Origin of the sequence: Phaeobacter sp. JH204B (assembly GCF_048055755.1) — a bacterium.
In the GTDB taxonomy this organism is placed as follows: Bacteria; Pseudomonadota; Alphaproteobacteria; order Rhodobacterales; family Rhodobacteraceae; genus Phaeobacter; species Phaeobacter bryozoorum.
The window spans coordinates 24,518-36,811 of record NZ_JAYMXF010000002.1; the positions used below are offsets into that span (position 1 = coordinate 24,518).

Consider the following 12,294-nt stretch of genomic DNA (forward strand, 5'->3'; position numbering starts at 1 on the left):
ATGTTGACCAATATCCGCGCCCTGTTTCGCCGCTACAAGCGAGAGACCGACGGTTCCGTCTCGGTGGAATTCGCCTTTTACATGCCGCTGCTGCTCGGTGTCTTTGCGGCGATCTACACCTATTTCGATGCTTTCCGGCAGGAAGGTGTGAACCTCAAGGCCGCCTATACGATCTCGGACCTCATCTCGCGGGAGACCTCCACGCTCAACGAGGACTATATCGACAGTATGCACGAGCTGGCCAAGCTGCTGATCCGCGTGGATTCGTCGATCTCCCTGCGGATTTCGGTGATCCGCTGGGACGAGACGGACAACCGCTACTACGTTGACTGGTCCAAGGTGCGCGGCGGACAGTTCGCGGAATGGCAGGACGCCACGATCCAGCAGGTAAAAGCCAACCTGCCAAACATGCCCGATCAGGAGCGGGTCATTCTGGTGGAAACCCGCAACGACATCGACCCTGCGTTCAACATCGGCCTGCCAGCCATGGACATCGAGAATTTCGTCTTCACCCGACCCCGCTTTGCACCACAGGTAAAATTCGAAGGTCAGGATGGCAGCGGCGGCGGCCATGACGACAGCACACCGTCAACAGACTGACACCCTACGGACCACCCAAGAGTGGATCGAAAAACAAAGGCGCCTCCGGTAACGGTGGCACCTTACTATGTTCGTCGAATAAATTCGGTCTCAGACCTGTGGTTGTCCCGCCTCACGCCGTGCAATCATGATGGCGAGGATCTCGGCCATGGATTTGCTCTGCGCCCCCGGCGTCACACCCCCAATGCCAATGCGATGTCCAAGCCGCCACCAAAGCCCGGGCCGCCAGCTGCGGTCGCCCTTTGAGGCGGTGCGGATCAGAAACCCGTTTGACGGCTTGAACGCAAATACGCCGCGGTCCACCGCGACGACATCTGCGACCTCGGCGATCACGGCCCCGTCAGAGCTGCGCAGCACCTGTTCTGTCAGCTCGATCCGCAACGCTGTCGCCTGCCACAGACGCATCGCCAGCCACAGGCAGAAACCGCCGATGGCCAGCAGGAACACCAGCCAATGCGCGGCAGGCGGCGTGGCCAGTGCAACATAGATCACCAGCGCCCCCACCACGACCAGCATCACTGTCGCCAGCAGCCGTCGCGGTGCCGAGGCATTGACGGTTGCCAAAATCTCATCGCTCATCTCGCCCGATCCAGTCATCTCGCCCATCACCTGCTCCCTCAGCCTGTTCGTCGCACCCCGCCTGCATCACGGGGTTGGTCCGGGCGGATGTACCCTGATTGCGTCTGACCGCATAGCCCCCCTGTTGTCGCGGCACCGCTGCACCAGGGGCCGTACCGACTGCGGCTGTGCGCTCCCGCACATCAGCCGTTAACCGGAAGGGCTTTTCGACACACTCGCACAGGCCTATTTATGACGGAGCAATCAGCAACCGGAGACCCGCTATGTCGATCCGCCCTATCCTAGAGACCCGCCCCGCCACTCCGGCGCTGGAGGGCGCAGGCGTCAAACTGCATCGCGCTTTCGGCTTCCACGACCCCAGTGAACTGGACCCGTTCCTGCTGTTTGACGACTTCCGCAATGACCACCCTGCGGATTTCGAAGCGGGGTTTCCCTGGCATCCGCACCGCGGGATCGAGACCATCACCTATGTTCTGGACGGCACCGTTCAGCACGGCGACTCACTCGGCAACAACGGTGTCCTGGGCGCAGGTGACGTGCAGTGGATGACCGCAGGGTCAGGCATCCTGCATCAGGAAATGCCAAAGGGCAACGCAAAGGGTCAGATGCACGGCTTCCAGCTCTGGGGCAATCTTCCCGCCAGCCAGAAGATGACGGCGCCGCGCTATCAGGACATCACCGCCAAGGACATTCCCGAGGTCATCGACGATGACGGCACCCGCGTAAAGGTCATCGTGGGCGAATTCTGGGGCAAGCGCGGCCCGGTGGACGGAATTGCCGCCGACCCGCAGTATCTGGATGTCTCGGTGCCTCCCGGCGTGAAAAAGACCTTCTCCATCGACACCTATCGACGGGCCTTTGCCTATGTCTTTGCCGGTCAGGGCGCTTTTGTCGATGCCGCCCCGCCACAGGGGGTCCTGCTGGAAAAAGAGGTCGCAGGCGAAGAGCTGCATATCCGCGACATGTCAGGGGATCGCACATTGGTGCGTTTTGGCAGCGGCGAGGAAATTACCGTGCAGGCAGGCCCCGATGGCCTACGCTTCCTGCTGATCTCAGGCGCGCCGATCGAGGAACCCGTGGCCTGGCACGGCCCGATCGTGATGAACACCCAGGAAGAGCTGCGGCAGGCCTTCAGGGATCTGCGCAACGGCAGCTTTATCCGTCCGGCGCATTAGACCTCAAACATCACCGCCCCGGCGGGTGCGGCGTCAACAGCGCCGCGCCCGCTGTCGGGCTGTCAGGCGCGCACGGATTTCTGCACCATATCCCAGTAAATCGCCTCGACCTCATCCAGCGACAGACGTCCACCGCTGCGATACCAGGTCATCACACCGTTCAGCATCGCAATCACCGCCAGCGTCGCGATCTTGGTATCGGGGATGTGAAACACCCCCAACCGCACGCCATCCTTCAAGATGGTCTCCAGTGTATTTTCATATTCGCGGCGCAGGGATTCGATGGCTGCGAAATTGTCCTCTGACAGGTTTCTCAGCTCCATATAGGCGATGAACACCGCATCGGGCCGTTCCAGGTGAAAGCGAATGTGAAACCGGGTAAAGGCCTCAAGCCGCGCCACCACATGGTCCTCGGCGCTGCCGGTTGTAACCGCCTGATCGGGGCTGCGCTGATCCTGCCAGGCCTGCAACAGCTCGGTCATGTGACCTTCCATCAGGCTGAACAGCAGGCTCTGCTTGTCTGGTGTATAGTTATAGAGCGCCCCCGCCTGCACCCCGACCTCTGATGCGATCTGGCGCATTGAAACAGCCGCATACCCATGCTGGGCAAACAGCTGCAGGGCGGCGGCACGGATGCGTGGGCCTGTGATATCGGAATGTGAACCTTGGGTACGTGCCATGCCTCAACAATATCTGAACAGATGTTCAGATAAAAGCCCCGCTTGTGCCTTTTCACCAATATGTGCATCAAGGGAACAGCGAACAAGGATGGTTTTGATGCAGTTGACCGCAGAGCCCGAGAACCGGCCGCAGATGCCCGCAACTGATGACGAGCGGGCGGCATGGATCAGCCACGGGACCACCATGCGCCTGACCTTGCTGACCGCGGCCGTGCTGCTCTGCGGCTGCGCGCGGGTGCCGGAGCTGGAAGACCGGCTGACCCCAGACCTGCGCGGTGCCGATTATCCGGCCCTTGTTCCGCTGGAGCAGGCCTTGACCCCCGAGACGCCCCCCGCCGAGGAGAGCAAAGCGCTCCAGCAGACGCTGGAGGCCCGCGCTGCCCGCCTTCAGGCCCGCGCCGATGCGCTGCGCGCAGCCCAGCCCTAGGCGACACCTGCCTTGGACGCCGGTCGAGATACCCCTGCGCGTGGATCCTGCGACTGCATTGCTGCCACCAAAACCCGCTCTTCGGAATTGTCCGCCCGGAGCCGCCGCTGCCGTTGCACCGCTGCGCCGAACCCGCTAAGGCGGGGAGACGTCTTTCGGAATTAAAGGATCCCCAGCTATGACAGAGCCGCTTCGCCTTGGTATCGCAGGTTTGGGCACGGTTGGCACCGGCGTGGTCAAGATCGTCCGTCGGCAGGCGGCCATGCTGGAGGCCCGCACCGGACGCCGCATCGAGATCACCGCGGTTTCGGCGCGCGACGCAAGCAAGGATCGCGGCGTCCCGCTCGGCGACTACGCCTGGGAAACCGATCCCGTGGCGCTGGCAACCCGCGACGATGTGGATGTCTTTGTCGAGCTGATGGGCGGCCATGAAGGCGCCGCAAAAGCCGCCACCGAGGCCGCGTTGGCTGCGGGCAAGGATGTGGTCACCGCCAATAAGGCGCTCCTGGCGATCCACGGTCAGGCTTTGGCCGAACAGGCCGAGGCCGCAGGCCGCGTGATCCGTTTCGAGGCCGCTGTGGCCGGTGGCATTCCGGTGATCAAATCCCTGACCGAAGGTCTGGCCGGTAATCAGATCACCCGCGTCATGGGCGTGATGAACGGCACCTGCAACTACATCCTGACCCAGATGGAAGCCACCGGTCAGGGCTACAATGCCCTGTTCGAGGAATGCGGCCGCCTGGGCTATCTTGAGGCCGATCCGAACCTTGATGTGGGCGGCATTGATGCCGGGCACAAGCTTGCGATCCTTTCGGCCATCGCCTTTGGCACCAAGCCCGCCTTCGACGACGTGCAGCTGGAAGGCATCCAGCGCATCAGCCTGGATGATATCCGCCACGCCGCCGACATGGGCTACCGCATCAAGCTTCTCGGCGTTGCACAGCGCACCGGGCGTGGGTTGGAACAGCGCATGACACCCTGTCTGGTGCCGGCGGATTCACCGCTTGGCCAGCTGGAAGGCGGCACCAATATGGTCGTGATCGAAGGTGACGCGGTTGAACAGATCGTTCTGCGCGGCCCCGGCGCCGGCGAGGGCCCAACCGCCAGCGCGGTCCTGGGCGATATCTGCGATCTGGCCCGTGGCACTCGTCTGGCCACCTTTGGTCAGCCTGCCACCTCGCTGGAGGATGCCCCCGCCGCCCGCACGAGCCTGGCCGCACCGCATTACCTGCGCCTGGCGCTGCTGGACAAACCCGGCGCGCTGGCCAAGGTGGCGGCGGCCCTCGGCAATGCCGGCATCTCGATCGACCGGATGCGCCAATACGGCCATACCGAACCGACCGCTCCTGTGCTGATCGTCACCCACAAATGCACCTCCAGCACCCTGCAGACCGCGCTGGAAGACCTCGCCAAGACCGATGTGGTGGCAAGCGAACCCGTTGCCCTGCGGATTGAAGAGGTCTGACAGGCCCAAACGCAGAAAAACACCGGTAGCGGCGCCGATTGCAGCGCGCTGTTACCGCCAACTGCCCTTGCCCGCGCTGCCAGATGCAGGGTATGCGACGGCACCGACCCGGGATTGAGATAGGACATTGGCTATGACTTCTGACACCAACGACGCCGCATTCAACGACCGCCTGCTGTCGCTCGGCCTGGCCCGTGTGGCCGAACAGGCCGCTCTGGCCTCGGCACCGCTGATCGGTCGCGGCGATGAGAAAGCCGCCGATCAGGCCGCCGTCAACGCCATGCGCGAGCAGCTGAACCTGCTGGACATCGCAGGTGTCGTGGTCATCGGCGAAGGCGAGCGTGACGAGGCGCCGATGCTTTATATCGGCGAGGAAGTCGGCACCGGCAACGGCCCCGGCGTCGATATCGCTCTGGACCCGCTGGAAGGCACCACGTTGACCGCCAAGGACATGCCCAATGCGCTGACCGTCATTGCCATGGGACCGCGCGGCTCCATGCTACACGCACCTGACACCTATATGGACAAGCTGGCTGTCGGCCCGGGCCTGCCCGAGAATGTCGTCTCCCTCGACATGAGCCCGCGTGAACGGGTCGAAGCCCTCGCCAAGGCCAAGAACTGCGCGCCCGGCGACATCACCGTCTGCATTCTGGAACGGCCGCGTCATGAGGCCATGATCGCCGAGGTCCGCGAAACCGGGGCCTCGATCCGCCTGATCACCGATGGCGACGTTGCGGGCGTCATGCATTGCGCCGAAAGCGAGATCACCGGCATCGACATGTATATGGGCCAGGGTGGCGCGCCTGAGGGCGTGCTGGCCGCCGCTGCGCTGAAATGTATGGGCGGGCAGATCTTTGGCCGTCTTCTGTTCCGCAACGACGATGAGAAAGCCCGCGCCGCCAAGGCTGGCATCACCGATCTGGACCGGGTCTACAGCCGTGATGAAATGGTGACCAGCGATGTGATCTTTGCCGCGACCGGCGTCACCGGCGGTTCGCTGCTGCCGTCGATCAAGCGCCAGCCGGGCTGGGTTGAGACCACCACCTTGCTGATGCGATCCAAGACAGGCTCGGTCCGCCGGATGAGCTATCGCACTCCGCTGAGCGCGCATCAGTAAGCTCTGACCGTGCGGCTTGCAGCACCGGTCGGGATTTGAGTATTTGAAGAAAGGTGAAAGGCCGGGTCCGCGCAGATCCGGCCTTTGCCATGGTCAGCCCGGTATCGGACTAGGGGCGGGCACGCAGGAAAGGGGCGCAGATATGAACTTTCTGGGAGTTGAGACCTCGCTCACCGGTCGTCGCTGGATCGGTCCCGACGTGGACACCGCCCGCGCCGCCGAAATGATGGAACAGCAGACCACCCTGCCCCCGGCCGTCTGTCAGGTGCTGGCCCGGCGCGGCGTCCCGGCGCATGAGGCCAGCGGCTTTCTGACCCCGCAGCTGAAGGAGCTGCTGCCGGACCCGCGCCGGATGAAAGATATGGAAAAGGCCGCCGCCCGGTTTCTGCAGGCGGTGGAGCGGCGCGAGCGGATTGCGGTCTTTGCCGATTATGATGTGGATGGCGGGTCTTCTGCCGCACTGCTTCTGGTCTGGCTGAACCAGGTCGGCCTGAGCGCCACGCTCTATGTCCCGGACCGCATCGACGAAGGCTATGGCCCCAATGACGAGGCGATGGCCGCCCTGGCGCGGGATCACGATCTGATCGTCTGCGTCGATTGCGGCACGCTGTCTCACGGCCCGATTGCCGCCGCCAAAGGCGCCGATGTGGTGGTTCTGGACCACCATCTGGGCGGTGAAACCCTTCCCGACTGCGTGGCGGTGGTGAACCCCAACCGTCAGGATGAGGACGGCGATCTGGGCTATTTCTGCGCCGCGGGTGTGGTGTTCCTGATGCTGGTCGAGCTGCGCCGCCAGATGCGCAACAAGGGACTTGGCACCGGGCCGGACCTGATGGCGCTGCTGGATCTGGTGGCGCTGGCCACCGTTGCGGACGTGGCGCCGCTGATCGAGGCCAACCGGGCGCTGGTCCGTCAGGGGTTGAAGGTGATGGCCGCCCGCCAGCGCCCCGGCCTGGTGGCGCTGGCCGATGTCTCGCGGATGGATTCGGCCCCTTCGACCTATCACCTCGGCTTCCTGCTTGGGCCTCGGGTCAATGCAGGTGGCCGCATCGGCAAGGCCGATCTGGGCGCGCGCCTGCTGGCGACCACGAATCCTGCCGAGGCCGAGGCAATCGCGGCCCGGCTGGATGAGCTGAACACCGAGCGTCGTGATATTGAAAACGCCGTTCGCGCCGCGGCGCTGGAACAGGCTGAGGCGCGCGGACTGGATGCACCGCTGGTCTGGGCCGCAGGCGAGGGCTGGCATCCAGGCGTTGTCGGCATTGTCGCCTCGCGCCTGAAAGAGGCCGCAGGTCGCCCCGCCATTGTCATCGGCCTTGACGGCGACGAGGGCAAGGGGTCGGGCCGCTCTGTCAGCGGCATCGACCTTGGCGCCTCGATCCAGCGGGTCGCCGCCGAAGGGCTGCTGATCAAGGGCGGCGGTCACAAGATGGCCGCTGGTCTGACTGTCGCGCGCGACCAGCTGGAGCCCGCCATGGCACGGCTGAGCGAGCTGCTGGCGAAGCAAGGTGCCGGTGATCTGGGGCCAAGCGACCTGAAGCTCGACGGAATGCTGATGCCGGGCGCCGCCACGGTATCGCTGATCGAACAGATTGAACAGGCGGGCCCCTTCGGCGCGGGCGCACCGGCTCCGCGCTACGGGTTCCCCGATCTGCAGGTACGCTTTGCCAAACGGGTTGGTGAAAGCCATCTGAAACTCTCGCTCAGCGACGGGCTGAGCAGCGGGATTGACGCCATCTGCTTTGGTGCCTTTGACACCCCATTGGGCCAGCGCCTGCTGGACCACGGCGGCGCGCGGTTCCATTTTGCCGGGCGCCTTGAAATCAACACCTGGGGCGGCCGACAGTCGGTGCAGCTGCGACTGGAGGATGCGGCAGAGGCCTGACCGCGCGCCGCCAGCAGAGCCAGGGAGAGCACAACAATCTCCAGTTTTTGGCGGGGATAAAATAAATCGCGATGCCGGTGTTTTTTGGCTTGCGGCTTCCGGCCTGAGCCACTAAACACCCGCTCACACCAAGTGGCCCGTTCGTCTATCGGTTAGGACGCCAGGTTTTCAACCTGGAAAGAGGGGTTCGATTCCCCTACGGGCTGCCACTTTTCCTCCCCTTGCATATCCCTGCTGATCGTGACGCCCCTGTTGCCTTTTGCGCGTCTGCGTGGCCTGCCTGCGGGTCTCCCGCCGTCATGTTCCCTTGCAACACCGGCAAACGGCCCGTTCGAATAAATCCGAAAAGCTCTGATTATATTCTGAGGTTTTTCAGAAGCTTGCAGAGTTTTTTACGATTTGGAAAAAAACTGGTCTTCTTGTGAAAATCCCTCTTGCACCGGGGCAGCGTACTCAGTAAACACCCCCTCACAGACCAAGTGGCCCGTTCGTCTATCGGTTAGGACGCCAGGTTTTCAACCTGGAAAGAGGGGTTCGATTCCCCTACGGGCTGCCACTGTATCTCCACAGATTTTGCTTCGAGTTGCCTACACGCTTGAGATCCGATTGGCCCTGTTGGTGGGTTCAAAGGGTATCCGGGTCTCGAATATATCACCCGTTTTCCCGGCAGATGCTGAGCCCCTGCGCAACGGGTGATCTGGCAAATCCATCTGAAAAACAGCCTCCGATGCGCCTCCAGCGACGTCTGCCGATGAGACAGGTCCAACTCGCCGGTCGCGAAATCAGGCCGCAGGGAGCATCAGACGCCTGAAGGCCGCGCGCAGGTCGCGCCGCCGCGGAACAGCCGCTTAAATCGGCTTGACGGTGTCTTTGTCTTCCATACCCGGCTGGTAAAAGAAATGGCGCGCGCGCCCGGCGTTTTTCGCCGCATAGAGCGCCACATCGGCCTGATTGAGCAGCGTCGCGGCATCCAGCCCGGCAGAAAACATCGTAGAAAGCGCGGTGCCTGCGCTTGCCGAGATCTTGCAGGTCTTGTCGCCAAAAGGGATCGGCTCTTCAATGCTGGCGATCAGACGGCGCGCGATGCCCGATAATTGGATCCGGTCAATAAGCCCCTCGAAGATCAGAACAAACTCATCCCCGCCGACCCGGGCAACGGTGTCGTTCTGGCGGGTACATTGCACCATAAGCTTTGCCACCCGCTGTAGCACGGTATCGCCGGCGGCGTGACCAAGCGTGTCGTTGACCTCTTTGAAGAAATCCAGATCCACATGCATCAACGAGAAATCCCGGCCCGAGGCAATCAGCCGGTTGAGGATATGATCCATCGCGCGGCGGTTCTTGACCCCGGTCAGCGTATCAGTGAAGGCCTGTTCCTCGGCGGCGATTTTTGCCCCCTGCAGGCGCAGATTCAGCTGGCGTGACGCCTCCATCGCGGCCGATTTGGCCTCAACCAGATAGAGCATCTCGATGGTCAGATCGGTGGGGGAGAAATCGGCGCTGGTCAGGTCATAATCACGCACGGCCTCAAGCACGGAAATACCAAAAGACAGGTTGATGAACCCACCCTTCCCCTCTGGAAACGGTGCCAGAACCCCCTTCAGGCCGGTCTGCGGCGCATCGCGGAAATTCAGGTGCAGTTTGGCCCCTGCCGTCTTCATCAGATCCTCGGTCGAGCGCACCCGGCGCGGCCGCGCCAGATCAAAGATCCGAAAGAACCTGCTGCCCAGCCATTCGGTGTCCGGGCGCAGCTTTCGCAGCGTCGGTCCGACCCCGGTAATCCGACCCTCATGGTTAATGACCACATGCATCGGGCAGATTTCATTGGCGATGGAGGAGATTTCCTGCATGCTCAGCATCATAGAGAATGGGCCCCAAGATCGAAGGCCCGGCCTTCGGCAAATTCGGTTTCGACCAATGTGATCGATATCACCTCGGCATTGTCCTGCGTGCCGGAGTGGTCAAGGAAGACCAGATCGCCGTAGTCATCCGCCATCGCCCGAAGCACGCCCATCAAAACATGGGCATAGCCCGGCAGACCCGGCTGGCAATGCAGTTCGAATTGCCCCGGCGCCTGTTCGATCAGTTCCAGTCCGGGCAGGTTCAGATCCGATACCGCAAGCCGCGCACGATCCGGCAGATCGTCCAGAGAATGCAGGAATTCCACATAGTTAACCCCGCCAAACCGCAGCAATCTGCGCAGCGACTCCAACTGCGGGTTCGACACCAGAAACGTGCCCATATCCTCAAGCATTTCAGGCAGCGGACGCCTCAGTAGCTCTTCGGCGGTGCGCAGCATGGTCTGGGATTGTTCATCCGTGTAGGTGAGCATGGCTTCGAACTCGCTGAAGCCGAGCTCTGCCGAATCCATAATCGCCTGCCAGCTCTCCGTTCCGAAGGTGGTGCTGACAAACGCCTGGAATGCCCTGTTGATCAGACCGTGCATCACTGGCCCCTTGCTACATGTCTCTACTTTTGGCCCAGCCTGGTTAATAAAGGGCCAACAATTAAAATTGCTACGGTTTTCCCTCAACCGTCGATCAGGGGGTTATCAGAACCTCCAAATCGCCCAATTTCAACGTATTTTGCCGCGCGGGCGAGATTTCGAAACGACCCGCCTGCGCCGCCGCCAGCAGGGCCTCGACCTGCGCTATGGTCTGCTCTGTCCGGGCCGCCTCTCCAAGCAGAACGCTGCCCAGCATCTCGGCCCCATCCGGGCCAAACCGCAGGGCCAGACTCTCAAGCTGGGCACCGTTGCGGCCCTCTCTGAACAACAGCAGCGCCTGATCGTCGGCCGCATCAGCACTCACCCCGAGTGGCCCGCGAACCAGCACACATCCGGCGGCGCCATCCGGCAACAGCTGTTTGCAGCCCCGGATCCAGCGGACCAGCTGATAACGCCTCAGCCCCCTGAAATCCTCAGGAGTCGGCACCGCTCCGGCTGGCTGCACCGGCATCACCTCCAGCAGGTTCCGGCGCAGATCATCGGTGACATCCTGCACATCCGCCGCCAGTTCCCAATAGGTCGCGGCACTGCGCGCCTCTTGCAGCCGGGTCGTCAGATCCGTGTTGCCCGAGGCCTCGGCATAGTCCGCCAGCTGCTCCAGCCCGTCGCGCCCGGCCGTCCCCCACCGATGCGCCATCTGCCACAGGGGCAATTCCGCCGCATCGGCCTCGCCCGCCAGCACCCGCGCCACCTGGCTCTTGGCGGCAATGCGCCCGGCATCCACAACCGGTGTCAGGATCAGGGCCAAGGCGGCCGCGGTCACCAGCGCAAGGCCAACAGCCGCCCGGCGCAGCCGACCGGGCCACGCTGACCCGCCAAAGACGGCACAGCCGGCATAGGCCAGCCCATGCAGCAGCAAGACCGCCGCGAACCACAGCGCATAGACCCGATCCGGGGTCCAGCCATATTGCCGCACGCGCATCAGCACCGCCCATACGGCAAGCCCGGTCACCAGCATCAGCGCACCCGCCAGCAGGCGCGCGGCAGCCCCGTTGACCCCGCTCGGGTGCTGTTGCCAGGTCAGCGCCACGCAGACCAGCATCATCATCACAAGAGCCATCGCCATCAGGGTTCCCGCCGACGACAGCTGGCCAAAGGCGCTGGACAGCCCCTGCACAGGGATAGCGGCCAGGAACAGGCCGACCACCAGCGCCACCGGGATCAACAGCAGGCTGAGCAGCCGGAACAGCAGCTGAGGCGCACCGCTGCCACCCAGATCCTGCACCACCGCCAGCCCCAGCCCAAAGACAGCGCCGCTCAGCATCAGCGCCAGCCAGTCGATCTCGGCGATATCCTCCAGCAGGGTGATGTTCACCAGATCAAGAAGCGCATGGGACAGGAATCCCAGGATCCAGAACACCAGAACAAACCCGGCGCCACAGGACAGGCGGAACAGCATCCCCCAGCTGGCCGACGACAGATCAGCAAAACGCATCCAGCGCCCCGGCTGCGACATCCGCAACAGAACAAAGGGGCAGGCGATCGCCACCAGCACCACGGCCACCAGGACCAGAACTTCGTTGTCAAAGAGACCTGTTGCGACCTCGTACCGCGTTCCCGCCAGCAGCATCAGACCCGTGATCGGCAGCGCGATCCACAGCGCCCCCCGCAGCGCCCGCGCCAGCGATACCGGGCCAATCATCGCAAGCGCCGCACCGCAAAAGCTGGAGAGAAAGGCAAATACCGCCAGGAACCCGGCCTCCGGCAGGACCGTCTGATCCCAGGACCGCGCCAGCAGCCAGAAGGCAAACCCGCTGCCAGCCCCCAACGCCACCATCGGCAAGCGGGCCCGTAGCAAGGTCGCGGTATCCGGATCAGTCATGGTTGCGATTCTCTCGTTAGACCGTCCTGATTTATACA

General features: G+C 63.1%; 11 protein-coding genes and 2 tRNA genes. 8 read left to right on the forward strand and 5 right to left on the reverse strand.

Translation table 11 applies throughout. The annotated features are described in order from the left end of the window. The gene (locus VXL81_RS00115) at positions 1-600 is read left to right on the forward strand and encodes a TadE/TadG family type IV pilus assembly protein (RefSeq protein ID WP_416544086.1); all 600 of its coding nucleotides are present in this window, start codon (positions 1-3) and stop codon (positions 598-600) included. A gap of 90 nt (positions 601-690) precedes the next feature. On the opposite strand, the gene VXL81_RS00120 is transcribed toward VXL81_RS00115, so the two are convergent. After that, positions 691-1,206 carry a hypothetical protein gene (locus VXL81_RS00120; protein WP_340544958.1) on the reverse strand — a complete coding sequence of 172 codons (516 nt, stop codon included), beginning with the start codon at positions 1,204-1,206 and terminating at the stop codon, positions 691-693. Between the two features lie 236 nt (positions 1,207-1,442). Between VXL81_RS00120 and VXL81_RS00125 the strand changes: the two genes are divergently transcribed. After that, positions 1,443-2,354 (forward strand): pirin family protein, encoded by a 912-nt coding sequence (locus VXL81_RS00125; RefSeq protein WP_340544957.1) that lies wholly within the window; start codon positions 1,443-1,445, stop codon positions 2,352-2,354. A gap of 62 nt (positions 2,355-2,416) precedes the next feature. Here the strand turns inward: VXL81_RS00125 and VXL81_RS00130 are convergent, their stop codons facing one another. Continuing rightward, a complete protein-coding gene (locus tag VXL81_RS00130) occupies positions 2,417-3,034 on the reverse strand; it encodes a TetR/AcrR family transcriptional regulator (protein ID WP_340544955.1) in 618 nt (205 codons plus the stop codon). 97 nt (positions 3,035-3,131) lie between these two features. Here VXL81_RS00130 and VXL81_RS00135 point away from each other — a divergent pair, with 97 nt between their 5' ends. The 6 genes from VXL81_RS00135 (at position 3,132) to VXL81_RS00160 (ending at position 8,484) form a co-directional block, all read left to right on the forward strand. Next, a complete protein-coding gene (locus tag VXL81_RS00135; protein ID WP_416552398.1) occupies positions 3,132-3,461 on the forward strand; it encodes a hypothetical protein in 330 nt (109 codons plus the stop codon). Between the two features lie 178 nt (positions 3,462-3,639). Next, complete coding sequence (locus tag VXL81_RS00140; protein ID WP_340544952.1) at positions 3,640-4,926, forward strand: homoserine dehydrogenase; 1,287 nt, start codon at positions 3,640-3,642, stop codon at positions 4,924-4,926. A gap of 133 nt (positions 4,927-5,059) precedes the next feature. Next, positions 5,060-6,043, forward strand: a complete 984-nt coding sequence (gene glpX, locus VXL81_RS00145) for a class II fructose-bisphosphatase (protein ID WP_340544950.1) — start codon at positions 5,060-5,062, stop codon at positions 6,041-6,043. Positions 6,044-6,185: 142 nt separating this feature from the next. Further along, positions 6,186-7,928 (forward strand): single-stranded-DNA-specific exonuclease RecJ, encoded by a 1,743-nt coding sequence (gene recJ / locus VXL81_RS00150; protein ID WP_416552400.1) that lies wholly within the window; start codon positions 6,186-6,188, stop codon positions 7,926-7,928. Positions 7,929-8,062: 134 nt separating this feature from the next. Next, positions 8,063-8,137, forward strand: a tRNA-Glu gene (locus VXL81_RS00155). 272 nt (positions 8,138-8,409) lie between these two features. Continuing rightward, positions 8,410-8,484, forward strand: a tRNA-Glu gene (locus tag VXL81_RS00160). A 292-nt stretch (positions 8,485-8,776) separates the two neighbouring features. On the opposite strand, the gene VXL81_RS00165 is transcribed toward VXL81_RS00160, so the two are convergent. The 3 genes from VXL81_RS00165 to VXL81_RS00175 form a co-directional block, all read right to left on the reverse strand. Beyond that, positions 8,777-9,787, reverse strand: coding sequence for a diguanylate cyclase domain-containing protein (locus tag VXL81_RS00165; protein ID WP_340546291.1), 1,011 nt, complete (start codon positions 9,785-9,787; stop codon positions 8,777-8,779). Further along, positions 9,787-10,374: a heme NO-binding domain-containing protein gene (locus VXL81_RS00170; protein WP_416534793.1), complete on the reverse strand. Its 588-nt coding sequence runs from the start codon at positions 10,372-10,374 to the stop codon at positions 9,787-9,789. Before VXL81_RS00170 ends, VXL81_RS00165 begins: the two co-directional genes overlap by 1 nt. Before the next feature lie 94 nt (positions 10,375-10,468). Further along, positions 10,469-12,256, reverse strand: a complete 1,788-nt coding sequence (locus tag VXL81_RS00175; protein ID WP_416552402.1) for a DUF4153 domain-containing protein — start codon at positions 12,254-12,256, stop codon at positions 10,469-10,471. Positions 12,257-12,294 lie beyond the last annotated feature (38 nt).